This is a genomic window from Bradyrhizobium sp. 604_D8_N2_3 (genome assembly GCF_051810765.1).
Taxonomy (GTDB): domain Bacteria; phylum Pseudomonadota; class Alphaproteobacteria; order Rhizobiales; family Xanthobacteraceae; genus Bradyrhizobium; species Bradyrhizobium barranii.
Genome location: NZ_JBPWPM010000001.1, coordinates 5109034 through 5125786, shown reverse-complemented (window position 1 = coordinate 5125786; position 16753 = coordinate 5109034). Strand labels below are relative to the sequence as shown.

17 protein-coding genes are annotated in these 16753 nt (G+C 65.0%); 15 read left to right on the top strand and 2 right to left on the bottom strand.

Annotated features, from left to right (window positions below):
* Window positions 1-203: 203 nt before the first annotated feature.
* Entirely contained in the window at window positions 204-725 is a 522-nt protein-coding gene (locus tag AB7245_RS24400) for a methyltransferase family protein (RefSeq protein ID WP_085404644.1), read from the top strand.
* A 278-nt stretch (window positions 726-1003) separates the two neighbouring features.
* Here AB7245_RS24400 and erpA read toward each other — a convergent pair whose 3' ends face one another.
* Window positions 1004-1333 (bottom strand): iron-sulfur cluster insertion protein ErpA, encoded by a 330-nt coding sequence (gene erpA, locus AB7245_RS24395; RefSeq protein ID WP_014495044.1) that lies wholly within the window; start codon window positions 1331-1333, stop codon window positions 1004-1006.
* A gap of 123 nt (window positions 1334-1456) precedes the next feature.
* On the opposite strand from erpA, the gene AB7245_RS24390 reads away from it, so the two are divergent.
* The 12 genes from AB7245_RS24390 to surE all read left to right on the top strand — a co-directional run bounded on the left by AB7245_RS24390 (window position 1457) and on the right by surE (window position 13683).
* Entirely contained in the window at window positions 1457-2665 is a 1209-nt protein-coding gene (locus tag AB7245_RS24390) for a deoxyguanosinetriphosphate triphosphohydrolase (RefSeq protein WP_094184451.1), read from the top strand.
* A gap of 9 nt (window positions 2666-2674) precedes the next feature.
* A complete protein-coding gene (gene argS / locus AB7245_RS24385; protein WP_085404645.1) occupies window positions 2675-4465 on the top strand; it encodes an arginine--tRNA ligase in 1791 nt (596 codons plus the stop codon).
* 141 nt (window positions 4466-4606) lie between these two features.
* A complete protein-coding gene (locus tag AB7245_RS24380) occupies window positions 4607-6205 on the top strand; it encodes an SPOR domain-containing protein (RefSeq protein WP_085404749.1) in 1599 nt (532 codons plus the stop codon).
* A 46-nt stretch (window positions 6206-6251) separates the two neighbouring features.
* Window positions 6252-7280, top strand: a complete 1029-nt coding sequence (gene nagZ / locus AB7245_RS24375) for a beta-N-acetylhexosaminidase (protein WP_085404646.1) — start codon at window positions 6252-6254, stop codon at window positions 7278-7280.
* The gene (locus AB7245_RS24370; RefSeq protein WP_063983110.1) at window positions 7277-8116 is read left to right on the top strand and encodes a segregation and condensation protein A; all 840 of its coding nucleotides are present in this window, start codon (window positions 7277-7279) and stop codon (window positions 8114-8116) included. The genes nagZ and AB7245_RS24370 overlap by 4 nt, the downstream gene beginning before the upstream one ends.
* A gap of 21 nt (window positions 8117-8137) precedes the next feature.
* Window positions 8138-8887 (top strand): SMC-Scp complex subunit ScpB, encoded by a 750-nt coding sequence (scpB, locus tag AB7245_RS24365; RefSeq protein WP_063983111.1) that lies wholly within the window; start codon window positions 8138-8140, stop codon window positions 8885-8887.
* A gap of 167 nt (window positions 8888-9054) precedes the next feature.
* Window positions 9055-9291, top strand: a complete 237-nt coding sequence (locus AB7245_RS24360) for a twin-arginine translocase TatA/TatE family subunit (protein WP_028156107.1) — start codon at window positions 9055-9057, stop codon at window positions 9289-9291.
* Between the two features lie 86 nt (window positions 9292-9377).
* Window positions 9378-9917, top strand: coding sequence for a Sec-independent protein translocase protein TatB (tatB, locus tag AB7245_RS24355; RefSeq protein WP_085404647.1), 540 nt, complete (start codon window positions 9378-9380; stop codon window positions 9915-9917).
* Window positions 9914-10726, top strand: coding sequence for a twin-arginine translocase subunit TatC (tatC, locus tag AB7245_RS24350; RefSeq protein ID WP_063983113.1), 813 nt, complete (start codon window positions 9914-9916; stop codon window positions 10724-10726). Before tatB ends, tatC begins: the two co-directional genes overlap by 4 nt.
* A 193-nt stretch (window positions 10727-10919) precedes the next feature.
* Entirely contained in the window at window positions 10920-12251 is a 1332-nt protein-coding gene (gene serS / locus AB7245_RS24345; RefSeq protein WP_085404648.1) for a serine--tRNA ligase, read from the top strand.
* A 197-nt stretch (window positions 12252-12448) separates the two neighbouring features.
* Window positions 12449-12811 carry a hypothetical protein gene (locus tag AB7245_RS24340; protein WP_085404649.1) on the top strand — a complete coding sequence of 121 codons (363 nt, stop codon included), beginning with the start codon at window positions 12449-12451 and terminating at the stop codon, window positions 12809-12811.
* 104 nt (window positions 12812-12915) lie between these two features.
* Entirely contained in the window at window positions 12916-13683 is a 768-nt protein-coding gene (gene surE / locus AB7245_RS24335; protein ID WP_085404650.1) for a 5'/3'-nucleotidase SurE, read from the top strand.
* A 3-nt stretch (window positions 13684-13686) separates the two neighbouring features.
* Here surE and AB7245_RS24330 read toward each other — a convergent pair whose 3' ends face one another.
* Window positions 13687-14058 carry a response regulator gene (locus AB7245_RS24330; protein WP_028152469.1) on the bottom strand — a complete coding sequence of 124 codons (372 nt, stop codon included), beginning with the start codon at window positions 14056-14058 and terminating at the stop codon, window positions 13687-13689.
* A gap of 237 nt (window positions 14059-14295) precedes the next feature.
* Between AB7245_RS24330 and AB7245_RS24325 the strand changes: the two genes are divergently transcribed.
* Complete coding sequence (locus tag AB7245_RS24325) at window positions 14296-14946, top strand: protein-L-isoaspartate(D-aspartate) O-methyltransferase (RefSeq protein ID WP_028152470.1); 651 nt, start codon at window positions 14296-14298, stop codon at window positions 14944-14946.
* 109 nt (window positions 14947-15055) lie between these two features.
* Window positions 15056-16438 carry a LysM peptidoglycan-binding domain-containing M23 family metallopeptidase gene (locus tag AB7245_RS24320; RefSeq protein ID WP_085404651.1) on the top strand — a complete coding sequence of 461 codons (1383 nt, stop codon included), beginning with the start codon at window positions 15056-15058 and terminating at the stop codon, window positions 16436-16438.
* Window positions 16439-16753 lie beyond the last annotated feature (315 nt).

Here is a 16753-nt window from a genome sequence, read left to right as displayed (position 1 = left end):
CAGATGAAGATGGGCACTATTGCTTCGTCGTGGCGCTATGATGCAACGTTCAATTTTGCTCGACTGCTGCCCAGGGCGGGCGTGAGCCGCCGATGCTGCTATGATGAGCAACCGGATTTTGGATGGGCCACCGCCTACTTCCGCTGAACGCGCTGACCGGACATGGCTGCATTAACATTGCGACAGGACTGGAAGGAGGTGCCATGCCGAAAACGATCGCGATATTGGGCTCCGCCCTCTTCTTTGCGGTTGCGCCCACCACAGTGGCGGGGCTCGTTCCCTGGTGGATTACGCGTTGGGAGTTTCGGCCGCCCTTCTTCGATCTCGACGCGACACGCGCCGTCGGGATCCTGTTGATCGTCGCCGGTCTACCCGGGCTTGTCGACTCGTTTGCACGCTTTGCGCTGCAAGGATTGGGCACGCCGGCGCCGATCGCGCCGACGCAGAACCTCGTGGTGACGGGTCTCTATCGCTATGTGCGCAATCCTATTTACGTTGCCCTTGTCGCCGTCATTCTGGGCCAAGCGGCCTTGTTCGGCGACCAGCGCCTTCTTGTGTACGGTGTGTTGGTGTGGCTCGCCTTCCACGCGTTTGTCGTGGGGTACGAGGAGCCGGCGCTCGTTCGTAGCTTCGGAACGGAGTACGAGGATTTCCGGGCCAATGTCCCGCGCTGGATTCCGCGGCTCACGCCCTGGCGAGCCGCACGACGCCGGAATCATTCGTGACGCGGGCGCCACCGCGGGAAGGGCGTAGTAGCGTGCCCTGTCGTAAAATGGCGCCGCTGACGAGATTCGAACTTTCTAGAATGATTGGACTGCGGCAGGGGCCGCTTCGGCGTCAGACTGTATCGGACCCGCCGAGCCCCGCTCTTTGGGACCGCGCGATGATCGCAACTTACCCCTGATTTGCCCGACGCGTCAAACGGTTTTCGTAAAGTCCGAAATGCATCGTGCCGGCTCCCGGCTACTTTGCATGGGGTTGTTTTTCAGATTTTTAAGTCGGGCTAGATCGAGAAGCTGGTCCCGCAGCCGCAGGATGCCGTCGCGTTGGGATTGTTGACGCGGAACGAGGCGCCGATCAGATCGTCGACGAAATCGACCTGCGAGCCCGCCAGGAACGGCTGGGAGGCGGAATCGACCAGCACGACCGCATTCTCCTGCTCGATCACGAGATCGTCGTCGGTGCGGTCGCGGTCGATGTCGAATTTGTACTGGAAGCCCGAGCAGCCGCCGCCCTCGACGGAGATGCGCAGCATCGCGCCAGAACCTTCGCCCTTGAGGATCTCCCCAATCCGGCGTGCGGCGCGGTCACTGATGGTCACGTCAGTCGTCATAGCTCGTCTCCGATAGTCCCGCGGTCATACCAACTTCACTTGCCCAATTCATTTGGTATCCCGCGTCCGGCATAGTTAAATGCAAGCATACGCAGAATCAAATGGATAGGGACTAAATTCGTCGTGTCCGTCGGAATGGCAGCCCCCCGTGCGCCCTATGCCTGCGACCCCGACCGCAGCCGCGGCCGGCTGGTCGTGGAGCCGCCGAGCCGGACCCGCAGCCCGTTCCGGCGGGATTGCGACCGGGTGATCCACTCCACCGCGTTCCGCCGCCTGAAGTACAAGACCCAGGTCTTCGTGTTCCACGAGGGCGACCACTACCGCACCCGGCTGACCCATTCGCTGGAGGTGGCGCAGATCGCTCGCGCCCTGGCCCGGCAGCTCGGGCTGGACGAGGACCTCACGGAAACGTTGGCGCTGGCTCATGATCTCGGCCATCCGCCGTTCGGCCACGCTGGCGAGCGGGCGCTGGATGCCTGCCTGAAGGATTTCGGCGGCTTCGACCACAACGCCCAGACCTTGCGCGTCGTCGCTTCGCTCGAGCACCGCTATCCGGAGTTCGACGGTCTCAACCTGACCTGGGAGTCGCTGGAGGGCATCGTCAAGCACAACGGCCCGCTGACGGATCGCAGCGGCGCGCCGGTCGGGCCCTATCGCGAGCATGGCATTCCGGTCGGCATCGCCGACTACATCAAGACCTACGATCTCGAATTGTGGAGCTTCGCCTCGCTGGAGGCGCAGGTCGCCGCGATCGCCGACGACATCGCCTATGACGCCCATGACATCGATGACGGTCTGCGCGCGGGCCTGTTCCATCTCGATGATCTCAAGGTGATGCCGCTGACGGCGGAGATCATCGCCGAGACCTCAGCGCATTACCCCGATCTCGAAGACGTCCGGCGCGGCGCCGAGCTGGTGCGCGAGCTGATCTCGCACCTGATCGGTGCGGTGTATTCGGAGGCGCAGAAGAACCTCGCCGCCGTGAAACCGCAATCGGCCCAGGACGTGCGCCGGCAGAGCCGGGCGCTGGTCACGTTCCCGGCGGCGGTTGCCGAGGAGGAGGCCGCCATCAAGCGCTTTCTCTATCAGCACATGTACCGCCACAAGCGGGTGATGCGGGTGATGGGGGAGGCGGAACAGATCCTGTTCGACCTGTTCGCAAAATACCTGACATCGCCCGGAGAGCTGCCACCGGAATGGCTGCTGGGGGCGGAGGCGGACAATGAGGGCGACCGGGCCCGCCGGATCGGCAATTTCATTGCCGGAATGACCGACCGTTTCGCCCTGACCGAGCACCAGCGGCTCTTTGACTCGACCCCGGATTTGCGTTAGGCGGCGGCCATGCCCGACACATCCTCAGCACTGCACCTGTTCGCCGACGTGCTCGCACGCGTGCACGCCGCCTGCCGCGCTCTCGCAGCGGACGCCAACTGGCCCGAGGGTATCGATTTCTCGCGCGTGGTGGTCGAGCCGCCGCGCGATGCCTCCCATGGCGACATGGCGACCAACGCCGCCATGGTGCTTGCCAAAGAGGCAAAGGCAAAGCCCCGCGACCTCGCCGAGCAGATCGCCGAGCGGCTCCGTGCCGACGCGCTGATTGCCAAGGTCGACGTCGCCGGCCCCGGCTTCATCAATCTGACACTGAAGCCGGCCGCCTGGGCCGAGGCGCTGCGGACGGTGCTGCGCGAGGGGGCTGACTACGGCCGCGTCCGCGGTGGCACCAAGGTCAATGTCGAATACGTCTCGGCGAACCCGACCGGACCGATGCATGTTGGCCATTGCCGCGGCGCCGTGTTCGGCGACGCGCTGGCAAGCCTGCTCCAGTTCGGTGGCCACGACGTCACCCGCGAATACTACATCAACGATGCTGGCGCCCAGGTCGACGTGCTCGCGCGTTCCGCCTTCCTCAGGTATCGCGAGGCACTTGGCGAAAACATCGGCGCGATCCCGGAAGGGCTGTATCCCGGCGACTATCTGAAGCCGGTGGGCGCGGCGCTGGCGAAGGAGCACGGCGACAAGCTCCTTGCGATGAGCGAGGCCGAGTGGCTGCCGACGGTGCGCGCCAAGGCGATCGCGATGATGATGGACGAGATCAAGGACGATCTCGCAGCCCTCAACATCCGCCACGACGTGTTTTTCTCCGAGCGCTCGCTGATCGAGACCGGCAACAACAAGGTTGCCGAGACCATCGACTTCCTGAAGGCCAAGGGCGACATCTATGAAGGCCGCCTGCCGCCGCCGAAGGGCGCGCCGGTCGAGGATTGGGAAGACCGCGAGCAGCTCCTGTTCAAGGCGACGGCTTACGGCGACGATGTCGATCGTCCGCTGATCAAGTCGGACAATTCCTATACCTACTTCGCCTCCGATATCGCCTACCACAAGAACAAGTTCGACCGCGGCTTTGCCGAGATGATCGACGTCTGGGGCGCCGACCATGGCGGCTACATCAAGCGGATGCAGGCGGCGGTGAAGGCGACGACATCAGGCAAGGGCGCGCTCGACGTCAAGATCGTCCAGCTCGTGAAGTTGCTGCGCAACGGCGAGCCGGTGAAAATGTCGAAGCGGAGCGGGGATTTCGTCACCTTGCGTGAGGTGGTGGATGAGGTCGGCCAGGACGCCGTCCGCTTCATGATGCTCTACCGCAAGAACGATGCGGTGCTCGACTTCGACCTCGCCAAGGTCATGGAGCAGTCGCGCGACAACCCGGTATTCTACGTCCAGTACGGCCACGCCCGCGGCCACTCGATCTTCCGCAACGCCCGGGCCGAGGTGTTCCCGGAACTGCCTGAGGATACCGGCAAGCGCATCGCGTGGCTCGGCGAGTCGGCGGTGGAACGACTGTCGGACCCCCTCGAGCTCGAGCTGCTCAAGCGCCTCGCAATTTTTCCGCGCATGCTGGAGGCCGCCGCCGCGGCCCATGAGCCGCACCGAATTGCCTTCTATCTCTATGACTTAGCGAGCGAATTTCACGCACTTTGGACGAAGGGGCGCGATTTGCCCTATTTACGCTTCATTATCAATAATGATGCAGATCTTACAAAGGCGCGACTGGCCATGGTCCAGGGCGTCGTCTCTGTCCTGGCATCGGGCCTCGCCATCCTCGGCGTCCATGCTCCGGACGAGATGCGGTAGTTTGGGGCGAACTACTTAAGGGGAATTTTGGGGGTAACCGGCAGAAGCCGGACCGCTTAGACTTGGTTGAATGCCTTGTGGGTCGAAAGCCGCGCCTTGGTCGAGGGGCGCGCGGCTTTCCCGAAGGGACGCATCATCACGATGGCCGAACGATATCAGGACAGAACGTTTCCTTCCGATGGCTATGGTCGCGGTGGCGATCAGCATGGGAAGGCGGAAAACGATCCCTTGGCCGAACTCGCCCGCCTGATCGGACAGACCGATCCATTCGCAGCGCAGGGACGGCCGAGCGCGCAGCCGCCGGCACCGCCAACGCAGAGCTATCAGGACCACGATTATCCGCAGGACGACTATCGGCAGGATTATGCCGAGCAGGCGCCGCCGGCTCCGCCCGGGCCGCCCTCATGGATGCGGCGCGCCAACGTGCAGCCGCAGCCCGCGCCCGAGCAGCCCGACTATCCCGTTTCTGTGAACCCGGTTCATCCATTGCACCGCTATTCAGCCCAGCCGACCGCGCCCGAGCCCGATTTCCATCAGCCGCAGGCCTATCAGGACCACGCTTACCAGGATCAGGCCCATCAAGCGCAGGCCTATCAGGATCAGGCCCATCAGGGCCGCGCTCACCAGCAGCATGATCAGGCTTACCAGGAGCAAGCCTATCAGGAGCCGCATCAGCCACCCGATCCGGCACGCTACGACGACGCGCTCTATGGACGGCTGGAGGGCGGCGAGCAGGATTATCAGCGCGATCCCGCCTATCCGGACGATCCTTACGCGTTCCAGAGCGACTATCCCGAGGCCGATCTCGACGAGCCGAAGAAGCCGCGCGGCGGCATGATGACGGTCGCGGCGATCCTCGCGCTTGCCGTGGTCGGCACTGGCGCGGCCTTCGCCTACAAGACCTATGTCGGTTCGCCCCGCAGCGGCGAGCCGCCGATCATCAAGGCGGACAACACGCCGACCAAGATCGTGCCGGCGCCGACCGACTCCTCGGCGAAGGTGCCGGATCGCATGGCGAGCGGCGATGGCTCCGAGAAGATCGTGCCGCGTGAAGAGGCGCCTGTCGACGTCGCTGCCAAGGCGGGCGGTCCGCGCGTGGTGTTCCCGCCACTGAACCAGAACGCGAACCCGCCGTCGGTGGCGAGCGTCGCGCCGTCCACGATCCCGCCGCCAAGCGCGGGTCCGATCCCGAGCAACGGCACGCTGCCGGCCAATACGCCGCGCTCGATCAGGACTGTGGCCGTGAGAGGCGATCAGACCGATAGCACCGCGCCGCAATCCGTGGCCGCCAAGCCGGCGGCAGCCGCGCCGAAGCCCGTTGCCGCGCCCGCACCGCCTGCGCCGCGCAATCCGCCGACTTCGGCCAATGCCAGTGCCAACCAGCCGCTCTCGCTTGCGCCGCAATCGACGCCGGTTGCGGAGTTGCCGCAGCGGATGGCTGCGACCAACCCGACGCAACTCACGCCCGCCAGCAATGGTGGTGGCGGCTACGTCGTGCAGGTCTCCTCGCAGCAGAGCGAGGACAGCGCGGCAGCGTCCTACCGGGTGCTTCAGAGCAAATATGGCAGCGTGCTCGGATCGCGCTCGCCGGTGATCAAGCGGGTCGATCTGACCGACAAGGGCAAGGGTGTCGTCTATCGCGCTTTCGCCGGACCCTATGGTTCGGCCGAGGAAGCGACGCAGGCTTGCAACAGCCTGAAGTCCGCTGGCCTGTCCGCCTGCTTCGTCCAGAGGAATTAACGGCCGTTTCCTTGACCCCCTCGCGGGGCAGGGTTAATCGGCCGTTATGAGCACGCGGGCCTTCATTACCGGTGTATCCGGAACGGAACTAACCGCCGCCGAGCGGGAGTTTATCCGTGCCGAACGCCCATGGGGCTTCATCCTCTTCAAGCGCAATGTCGAGGCGCCGGCTCAAGTTGCTGCGCTGGTTGAGGAATTGCGGGCGGCTGCGGGCACAGTTGACGCGCCTGTCCTGATCGACCAGGAGGGGGGCCGGGTGCAGCGGCTGGGCCCGCCGCACTGGCCGGTCTATCCGCCGGGCGCGATTTTCTCGACCTTGTACGACACTGATTCGGTACTTGGACTGACGGCTGCGCGCCTCAGCGCCCGGCTGATTGCGTCGGATCTCGCCGATCTCGGCATTACCGTGGATTGCCTGCCGCTGGCTGACGTGCCGGTGCCGGGTGCCGATGCCGTCATTGGGAACAGGGCTTACGGCACCGAGCCGGGCAAGGTCGCCGCGATCGCGCGCGCGGTCACCGAGGGCCTGGAGCAGGGCGGCGTGCTGCCGGTTCTGAAGCACATTCCCGGACATGGACGCGCCACCGCCGACACCCATTTCAAACTGCCGACGGTCGATGCTCCGAGGGACGAACTCGACCGGACCGACTTTGCGGCATTCAAGCCGCTGGCCGACCTGCCGATGGCCATGACTGCACATGTTGTGTTTAGCGCGGTCGACCCCGCCCATCCGGCGACGACTTCTGCGACAATGATCACTCAGGTGATTCGCGGCGTGATCGGGTTCCAGGGTTTGTTAATGAGTGATGACGTGTCGATGAACGCGCTGTCGGGGGATATCGCCGAACGGACCCGCGCCATCTTCGCGGCCGGCTGCGACATGGCCCTGCATTGCAACGGCAACATCGAGGAGATGCGCGAGGTCGCCGGCCAGACACCTGAGCTGTCCGGCACGGCGCTGGCGCGCGCGAAGGCCGCACTTGCGTCGCGCAAGGCACCGCAGCCGTTCGACCGGGTGGCCGCACGCGCCGAACTGGACGCATTGATCGCACGGGCAAACACGGCATCCGCATGACCGCAGAAATCCTATCGTTTGAAACCGGGCGGCCTGCAGAGCTCGCCGAGGGTGAGCCGGCGTTGGTTGTGGACGTCGAGGGCTATGAGGGCCCGCTCGACCTGTTGCTCGCGCTGGCGCGGCAGCAGAAGGTCGATCTCGCCAAGATCTCGATCCTGGCGCTGGCCGACCAGTACCTCCACTTCATCGAAGCCGCGCGAAAGATCCGGCTGGAGCTTGCTGCCGATTATCTCGTGATGGCGGCCTGGCTTGCCTTCCTGAAGTCGCGCCTGCTGCTGCCGGAGCCGCCGAGTGCGGAAGGCCCGAGCGCAGAAGAGATGGCGACCGCGCTCGCCAACCGCCTGCGCCGGCTGGAGGCCATTCGCGAGGCCGCCAACCGGCTGATGAACAGGCAGCAATTGCTGCGCGACATCTTCCCGCGTGGCGAGCCCGAGCAGATCGCGGAGATCAAGCACCCGAAATACACCGCGACGCTGTACGACCTGCTCACCGCCTATGCCGCGCAGCGCCAGTCGCGCGTGCTGGCGAGCGTGCATCTGGCCAAGCGCACGGTGTGGTCGCTCGCTGAGGCGCGCGCCACGCTGGAGCGGCTTGTCGGCAGCATCAGCGAACAGGACGACTGGGGCGTTCTCGACGACTTTCTGCTCCGGCACGTTGCCGATCCGACGCAGCGCGCGACGGTGCTCGCCTCGAGCTTTGCGGCTGCGCTCGAACTGGTGCGTGAAGGTCAGCTCGAGTTGAACCAGAAAGAGGCGTTCGCGCCCATCTATTTCCGGAAGGGGCGCCCGAAACCGGTCGTGGACGCAGCTCCTGCGCCTGATGCGCCGGTCGGTTAAGTGCAAGAAGGAGAAGCTACCATGGCAAGCCTGGCTGAAGTGCGGGTAGAAGAGGCCGAGCCGATGGAGAACGAGTCCCAGGCACGTCCTGAAGAGCTGCGGCTGCTGGAAGCGCTGCTGTTTGCTTCGAATGAGCCGCTGGACACCGCGACGCTGGCCAAGCGCATGCCTGATGGCGTCGACGTCAAGGCTGCGCTCGAACAGCTCCAGGCCGACTATGCCTTGCGCGGCGTCAATCTCGTGCGCGTCGCCAACAAATGGACCTTCCGTACCGCCGGCGATCTCGCCTGGCTGATGACGCGGGAGAGCACCGAGACCCGCCGCCTGTCGCGCGCCGCGATCGAGGTGCTGGCGATCATCGCCTATCACCAGCCGGTGACGCGCGCCGAGATCGAAGAGATCCGCGGCGTCGTCACCTCGAAGGGCACGCTCGACGTGCTGCTGGAGACCGGCTGGATCAAGCCGCGCGGTCGTCGCAAGACGCCCGGGCGCCCCTTGACCTTCGGAACCACCGAGGACTTCCTGTCGCAGTTCACCCTGGAACAGCTTGGCGATCTGCCGGGCCTGGAGGAGCTGAAGGGCACGGGCCTGCTGGATTCGCGCCTGCCGACCGGATTCAGCGTGCCGACCCCGTCGGATGACCCGCAGCTGCGCGAGGACGAGGATCCGTTGGAACCGGGCGAGGACCTGGATCTCGCGCTGGCGCCTGCGGTCGAGCCCGAGACGCCGGAAGGCGGCAATGAGGGCGGCGAGGGTGGCAGCGAGGACTGACGTCCCGGCCGTTTAGAGGCTCCCTGCGACCAGTTAACACTGGCAAGATTACGTAGCGCCAACAGCGAATTGGCGCTGCCTTGGTCCTTGTTTTTGAGGCCTGCCGAGCCTAGGTTTCCGGGAAGATCGGCCGGGTCCCCGGCCAGGTGTGTTTGGAGGGTTGCAGGATGGGTTCGCTTAGCATTTGGCACTGGATCCTGGTGATCGCAGTCGTCCTGCTGCTGTTCGGCCGCGGCAAGATTTCGGATCTGATGGGCGACGTGGCCCAGGGCATCAAGGCCTTCAAGAAAGGCATGCAGGACGACGACAAGGTCGCCGACAAGCCCGAGCCGGCCAAGTCGATCGAGCACGCCGCCGCGCCGCCGACCGCGGCCCGGTCCGACGTCGGCAGCAAGGCCGTCTGAGTAAGCGTACGCGAGACGCGGGTGACGGCGCCGATCCTAAGCGCGAAGGATTGGGCCGGTCGCGGCTGGCGTGAACGGAAGGCCTCATGTTCGACATCGGGTGGAGTGAACTGGTCCTGATCGGGGTCGTGGCCCTGGTTGCCATCGGCCCGAAAGAGCTGCCGGGCGTTCTGCGCATGGTCGGGCAGTGGATGGGCAAGGCCCGCAAGATGGCCTCCGAATTCCAGGGCCAGTTCCAGGAAGCGATGCGCGAGGCCGAAATGGCCGACCTCAAGAAGAGCTTTGACGAGGTCAAGGAAGCCGCTTCCGGCTTTGCCGGCAACAATCTGATGACCTCGCTCCAGAAGGACGTCAGCGACGCGCTCCGCGTCGATGCGCTGGACAAGCCGGCCGAGACCTCCGCGACCACCGCCGTCGAAGCGACTTCAAGTGAAGCGCTGGCGATTTCAGGCGAAACGCCGGCGACACCGACCACGCCGGAAGCGCCGACGCCCGAGACCTTCGTGGAAGCCGAGGCGCATGCGGCCGTGAACGAGCCGCTCGCGATCACCCGCGAGGTCGAGCAGGCCCAGGTCATTCAAGACACTGCGCCACCTGAGGCGATCAAGGACGTTAAAGCGTCATGAGCGACGCCGATATCGAGGCCAGCAAAGCCCCTCTGATGGACCACCTGATCGAGCTGCGGTCGCGGCTGATCAAGGCGCTGCTTGGCTTTGGCGTGGCCTTCATCTTCTGCTTCTTCTTCGCCAAGCAGATCTACAACGTGCTGGTCTGGCCGTTCGTGTGGGTCGCGGGTCCCGAGAATTCGAAGTTCATCTACACGGCGCTGCTGGAATATTTCATCACCCAGCTCAAGCTGGCGTTGTTCGGCGCCGGCTTCATTTCGTTCCCGATCGTCGCGACGCAGATCTACAAGTTCGTCGCGCCCGGACTCTACAAGCACGAGAAGCAGGCCTTCCTGCCGTATCTGGTCGCCACCCCGTTCTTCTTCGTGCTGGGCGCGGCGCTGGTCTATTTCGTGGTGCTGCCGATGCTGGTCCGCTTCTCGCTCGGCATGCAGCAGGCCGGCAGCGACGAGACCGCGCAGATCCAGCTGCTGCCCAAGGTCGGCGAATATCTGTCGCTGATGATGTCGCTGATCTTCGCCTTCGGCATCGCCTTCCAGCTTCCGGTGATCCTGACGCTGCTCGGGCGTATTGGGATCGTGACCTCGAAGATGCTGCGCGAGAAGCGCCGCTATTTCATCGTCATCGCCTTCGTCATCGCGGCCGTTCTGACGCCGCCCGACGTGCTGAGCCAGTGCTCGCTGGCGATTCCCCTGCTCCTGCTCTACGAGGGCTCGATCATCGCGGTCGGGATGGTGGAGAAGAAGGCGGCGGCGTCGAAGGCCGCCACCGGCACCGACGTGTCGACGCCGGCCAATCCTGCAGAGTAGGGCGCCACGTCCACCGGTGTCATTCCCCGCGAAGGCGGGGAATCCAGTACGCCGCAGCCTCTCGGGGAATCACGGGCGCCTCTGGAATACTGGATCGCCCGCTTTCGCGGGCGATGACAGCTGTGCTAGGGGGAACGCGCTGACGTACAACGTTCGCCGTTGTAGGTTTATGCGCTGATCCAGGACCACCGCCATGCACGACATCAAATCGATCCGCGACAATCCGCAAGCCTTCGACGCCGGCCTCGCCAGGCGTGGCCTGAAGCCGTTGTCGGCGTCGCTGCTCGCGATCGACGAGAAGCGGCGGGCGGCGATCCTGGCCTCGGAGCAGGCGCAGGCGCGGCGCAATGCGGCCTCCAAGGAGATCGGCGACGCCAAGAAGGCGAAGGATGACGCGCGTGCCGCCAAGCTCATGGCGGAGGTCGCCGAGCTCAAGACAACGATGCCGCAGCTCGAGGCCGTTGCGAAAGCCGCCGACGAGGAGCTTGCCACGGCGCTGTCGGCGATCCCCAATCTGCCGCTCGGCGAAGTGCCCGACGGCGTCGACGAGCACGGCAATGTGCAACGCCATGTCTTCGGCAATCGGCGCAACTACGCGTTTGCGCCCAAACCCCATGACGATCTCGGCGGCGCGCTCGGTGACATGGATTTCGAGACGGCGGCCAAGCTCTCCGGCGCGCGCTTCGTCGTGCTGAAGAAGGGGCTGGCGCGGCTCGAACGCGCGCTCGGCCAATTCATGCTGAATCTGCACATCGACGAGCACGGCTATACCGAGATCAATCCGCCGCTGCTGGTCCGCAACGAGATCATGTTCGGCACGGGACAATTGCCGAAATTCGAAGACGACCAGTTCTGGGCGATCAAGGGCGAATTGCTCGCCGCACCCGATCTGGAGCGGCTGCGGACCGAGCGTCTCGGCATCATTCCGACGGCGGAGGTGGCGCTTACCAACCTCGTTCGAGAATCCATCCTCGATGAGAAGCAGCTGCCGATGCGCTTGACTGCGCTGACGCCGTGCTTTCGCGCGGAGGCGGGCGCCGCAGGACGTGATACCCGAGGCATGATCCGCCAGCACCAGTTCACCAAGGTCGAGCTGGTGTCGATCACGACGCCGGAGACCAGCAAGGACGAGCATGAGCGGATGCTGGCATGTGCCGAGGAAGTGCTGCGCCGGCTCGATCTGCATTACCGTGTGATGGCGCTTTGCACCGGAGACATGGGCTTTTCGTCGCAAAAAACCTATGACATCGAGGTCTGGATGCCCGGGCAGGGCGAGGGCGGCGCGTTCCGCGAGATCTCGAGCTGCTCGGTCTGCGGTGACTTCCAGGCCCGCCGCATGGACGCCCGCTCGCGCGGTCCGGACGGCAAGCCGCGATTCGTGCACACGCTGAACGGCTCCGGCACCGCGCTCGGCCGCGCGCTGATCGCCGTGATGGAGACTTATCAACAGGAGGACGGCTCGATCGCCGTCCCCAGCGTGCTCCAGCCCTATATGGGCGGACTGAAGGTGGTCGCGCGCGAGTAGGGCGTTTTCGAGCGAAGTGGATACCGGTTCGCGTCGAGAAAGCGCGTCAAACAAGATAAAAATCTGAAGTCCCTTTCCGATTCTATCGGAACGCGAATCCGGTGCGTGTTGCCCGGCTGTCACGCAGAAACGTTTGGTTGCGAAGATCGGGCGGCCGGCTATTCTGCCGGCCATCCGACAATGCGAACTCACTGTTCATGGCCTTGCACCGCGACATCTTCTGGGTCGGCAGACAATGGGCGGTGACAGGTGCCGGTATCCAGGCCGTCGATCAGCGCCTGCGTGGTGTGTTCGACATCGCGATCGCGCGGCTCTGGGATGACGATCTCGTGTGCAGCCGGCGGGCCAAGCCCGGCGTGAATGCTGCGGATTTCGACAAGGCGCTGACCGTGGCGCGCCAACGCTTTCCGCAGACGCCGGAGCCGGACCCGATCCTCGCGCAATTGGAGGCGCTCGGGGTGATCGAGGCCCCGGTCGTGAGCCTGGTGGTGCCGGCGATGAAGCTGCGCGCGGAAGGCAGGCTCGCACGCTTCCTGCCGCAATGGCGCATCCGCAGGTAGCAGGACCAGGCTGGGAACCCGCCCCCGGACCCAGTCGGCCGGTTTGCCTGATCGGCCCCGGCCGGATAAGACGGCTCAGACCCGCTTCAGGAACGATTTTTAATATGCGCATTCTCTGCACCAATGACGACGGCATTCACGCCCCCGGCCTCAAGGTCGTGGAGGAGATCGCACGCGCATTGTCCGACGACGTCTGGGTCGTTGCGCCCGAGCTCGACCAGTCCGGCGTGTCGCATTCGCTCTCGCTGAACGATCCGCTGCGCCTGCGCGAGGTCGGACCAAACCACTTCGCGGTGCGCGGCACGCCGACCGACTGCGTCATCATGGGCGCGCGCCATATCCTCGGCACCAAGCCACCGGACCTCGTACTGTCCGGCGTCAACAAGGGCCGCAACGTCGCCGAGGACGTGGTCTATTCCGGCACCATCGCCGGCGCGCTGGAGGGCACCATCCTGGGGCTGCCGTCTTTTGCCCTGTCGCAGGAGTTCAGCGTCGAGACGCGCGAGCGCCCGCTTTGGGACACCGCGCTCAAATTCGGACCCGACATCCTGCGCAAGGTGATCGCCGCCGGCATCCCGAAGGACACCGTCATCAACGTCAATTTCCCGGCCTGTACGCCGGAAGAGGTGCTCGGCATCCGCGTCACGCGCCAGGGCAAACGCAATCTCGGCTTCCTCAGGATCGACGAGCGCAGGGACGGCCGCAACAATCCCTATTTCTGGATCGGCTTCGAGCGCGCCGCAATGATGGATACGCCTGCCGAAGGCACCGATCTGGCGGCGCTGCGCGAGCGCTATGTCTCCGTCACGCCGCTACGGCTCGACCGCACCAATGAGGCGTTTTCCGAAGCGCTGAGCGCGACGCTGAAGTAATCGCTAGCCGCCGCGAAGGGCGGCTTCGATGGTCTTGCCGAGCGCGTCGAGCTGGAACGGCTTCTGCAGAGCCGGCCGGTCGCGGTACTGCTCGGGCAGGCCGGAGGAGCCGTAGCCGGTGGCGAAGATGAACGGGCAGCCCTTCGCCCTGATGACATCGGCGACCGGAGAGATGACCTTGCCGTTGACGTTGACGTCGAGGATGGCGATGTCGAACTCGGTCGCCTGGGCGAGCCGCAGGGCCTCGGTGATATCGCCGGCCTCGGCAGCCACCTTGTAGCCGAGCTCTTCGAGCATATCCGCGACCATCATCCTGATCATCACCTCGTCCTCGACGAGGAATACAGAGCGGCCCGAAGGTCCGGTCGCGGTCATAGTCGTTGAGTCCTTGCCCATTTGCGGAAAACGTTCGCAGATAACGCGAATCGACGCAATGCGCGTTTCGGCGAGCGGACACCCGAAAATGGTCTTTGCAGCCAACCCGTTGCAAGCCGATTTATGGTCCAATACCGCGCCCGAACGGCTATCATGGGTTCCTGGGTAGGAACAGGATTCCTGCCCCGGGTCTTAACGAGACACGTGGCCCCGGACCCGACGAGACGATAAGCAGCGATGACCTCCGATCAGCACCCGCCGGAAAAGATGATGTTTCAGCTCTCGCTGAGGCGCCGGGGCATCAGCGATCAGGCGGTGCTGCGAACCATGGAGGAGGTGCCGCGCGATCTGTTCGTCGAGGAGACCGATCGCGACGCCGCCTATCGTGACAGCGCGCTGCCGATCGCCTGCGGGCAGACCATCAGCCAGCCCTTCGTCGTCGCCTACATGACCGAGCAGCTGCAGCTCCAGAAGAAGCACCGCGTGCTCGAGATCGGCGCCGGCTCGGGCTATCAGGCCGCCGTGCTGTCGCGTCTCGCAGGCCAGGTGCTGACCGTCGAGCGCTACCGCAAGCTCGCGGAGGCGGCACGCGCCCGGCTCGAAAAGCTAAACTGTCACAATGTCGAGGTGATGCTCGGCGACGGCCTCAACCTGCCGGCCAATATCGGCCCGTTCGACCGCATCATCGTGACCGCCGCGATGGAGCAGCTTCCGGAGAACCTGGTCGAGCGGCTGGAGGTCGGCGGCATCCTGATCGCACCCATCGGCCCGCACCATGGTGTGCAGACGCTGGTCCGCTTCAGCCGGACCGAAGCCGGGATCGAGCGCAAGGAACTCGTCGAGGTCCGCTTTGTGCCGGCGCTGCCCGGGGTGGCGCGGGAGCTGTAGATTTCCGGATCGGCTGTGCCGCCAACATCTTATTGGGAGGGTTAAGCCGTTATTTACTCGCGACGTGTTTACTTAAAAGACCAGTTCTGTTGCGTACGAGTGAGTAACCATGTCTGTAGTCGCCGAGTTGCTTTACTCGCGCCGCGTGCCGCAGGTTGCGGTCTTGGCGCTGATCTCGTTCAGCTTCGCAGGGTGCAGCGCCGACATGCAGTCGCGGCTGTCCCAGTCGAATTTCTCCAATCCTTTCGCGTCTGAGCAGACCGGCTCGGTGCAGCAGGCACCGCCGCCGCAGCGTGAGCTGCCGCAATATTCGCGGCCGCAGACGCAGCCCGGTTATTATCAGTCGCAGCCCTTGCCGCCGCCTGCGGTCTCCGCACCGCAATCCTATCCGGTTGCGGCGGGCGGCGGGGTGTCCGGAGGCGGTCGCGGCGTCAGCTCCTACGCGCCCCCGGCACAGCCGCATCTTGAGACCACGGCCACCGTGCCGCCGCGCTCGGTCGCGGCCGCCCAGCCGGCCGGCGGGACCAAGATCATCGTCGGCACTAGCGACACGCTCGACGTGCTCGCCAAGCGCTATCGCGTCACGCCGCAGGCGATCCTCGCCGCCAACGGCTACAAGGGCCCGCGCGCGCTCTCGCCCGGCCAGCAATTGATCATCCCGCATCCGGCCACAGCGGCTGCGCCCGCACCGGCGATGGCTCCTGTCGCGGCGGCTCCCGCGATGGCGCCTGCTGCGAAGCCGGTTGCAGCTGTCGCCGCGCCGCCGAGCACGCACTTCGTCAACCACGGCGACACGCTCGCCAGCATTGCCCGCAAGAACCACATCTCGTCGGCTGAACTCGCCCGCGCCAACGGTCTTGCTCCGTCGGCCAAGCTCAAGCTCGGCACCAGGCTGACCGTGCCGGGTGCCAAGACCGCCGCCGTCGCGGCGCCGGTTGCTGCGGCCCCTGTCGCGGGGACGCTGCAGCCCGTTGCGGTTGCTCCCGCACCCGCCACCAAGATGGCCGCTGTCGCCGCACCGGTGCAAAGCGCGCGTCTGGCCCAGGCCACGGCCAATGTCGAAGAGAAGGCCGCGGAGGCTCCGGCGAAAGCTGCGGAGACCACGAGCGCGCTGCCGACCTTCCGCTGGCCGGTGCGCGGCAAGGTGGTCACGAGCTACGGCGCCAAGACCAATGGCAAGTCCAATGACGGCATCAATCTCGCGGTGCCCGAGGGTACGCCGGTCAAGGCGGCAGAAGACGGCGTCGTCGCCTATTCCGGCAACGAGCTCAAAGGTTACGGCAATCTGGTCCTGGTTCGGCACTCCAACGGCTACGTCACCGCATATGCCCATGCGAGTGAGCTGATGGTGAAGCGCGGCGATACCATCAAGCGCGGTCAGGTCATTGCCAAGTCGGGTCAATCCGGGGAGGTGGCGTCGCCGCAGCTCCACTTCGAGATCCGTAAGGGATCGAGCCCGGTTGACCCGCTTCAATTCCTGAACGGGGCGTGAGGCGCGGGCCCGCAGAGTAGGGCACGCAATCACCACGAGTATGCTGTCATCGCCCGCCTTGTGCGCATTGCGCACTGGTGCGGGCGATCCAGTATTCCAGAGGCGGCGGTTGCCAAGCCGAGAAGCTGCCTCGAACCGTGGCGTACTGAGGCCTTTGTGTCCGGACAATCAATTTTCGAAAAACAACCCCATGCAAAGTAGCCGATGGCTGCCGGTGAAATGTCCTAATGTCCTGAAGCTGCTTCGGTTTCGATGGCGCAGCGGACATGGCAGGCCGGACCCGGCAACATCGCGAATAACCCGACCGGGACACCC

Coding starts and splice junctions, on each gene's coding strand:
- argS (WP_085404645.1), top strand. CDS start 2,675: ATGCCCGACACATCCTCAGCACTGCACCTGTTCGCCGACGTGCTCGCA.
- tatC (WP_063983113.1), top strand. CDS start 9,914: ATGAGCGACGCCGATATCGAGGCCAGCAAAGCCCCTCTGATGGACCAC.
- AB7245_RS24320 (WP_085404651.1), top strand. CDS start 15,056: ATGTCTGTAGTCGCCGAGTTGCTTTACTCGCGCCGCGTGCCGCAGGTT.
- AB7245_RS24360 (WP_028156107.1), top strand. CDS start 9,055: ATGGGTTCGCTTAGCATTTGGCACTGGATCCTGGTGATCGCAGTCGTC.
- surE (WP_085404650.1), top strand. CDS start 12,916: ATGCGCATTCTCTGCACCAATGACGACGGCATTCACGCCCCCGGCCTC.
- AB7245_RS24340 (WP_085404649.1), top strand. CDS start 12,449: ATGGCCTTGCACCGCGACATCTTCTGGGTCGGCAGACAATGGGCGGTG.
- AB7245_RS24370 (WP_063983110.1), top strand. CDS start 7,277: ATGACCGCAGAAATCCTATCGTTTGAAACCGGGCGGCCTGCAGAGCTC.
- AB7245_RS24330 (WP_028152469.1), bottom strand. CDS start 14,058: ATGACCGCGACCGGACCTTCGGGCCGCTCTGTATTCCTCGTCGAGGAC.
- scpB (WP_063983111.1), top strand. CDS start 8,138: ATGGCAAGCCTGGCTGAAGTGCGGGTAGAAGAGGCCGAGCCGATGGAG.
- AB7245_RS24325 (WP_028152470.1), top strand. CDS start 14,296: ATGACCTCCGATCAGCACCCGCCGGAAAAGATGATGTTTCAGCTCTCG.
- tatB (WP_085404647.1), top strand. CDS start 9,378: ATGTTCGACATCGGGTGGAGTGAACTGGTCCTGATCGGGGTCGTGGCC.
- AB7245_RS24400 (WP_085404644.1), top strand. CDS start 204: ATGCCGAAAACGATCGCGATATTGGGCTCCGCCCTCTTCTTTGCGGTT.
- AB7245_RS24380 (WP_085404749.1), top strand. CDS start 4,607: ATGGCCGAACGATATCAGGACAGAACGTTTCCTTCCGATGGCTATGGT.
- nagZ (WP_085404646.1), top strand. CDS start 6,252: ATGAGCACGCGGGCCTTCATTACCGGTGTATCCGGAACGGAACTAACC.
- erpA (WP_014495044.1), bottom strand. CDS start 1,333: ATGACGACTGACGTGACCATCAGTGACCGCGCCGCACGCCGGATTGGG.
- serS (WP_085404648.1), top strand. CDS start 10,920: ATGCACGACATCAAATCGATCCGCGACAATCCGCAAGCCTTCGACGCC.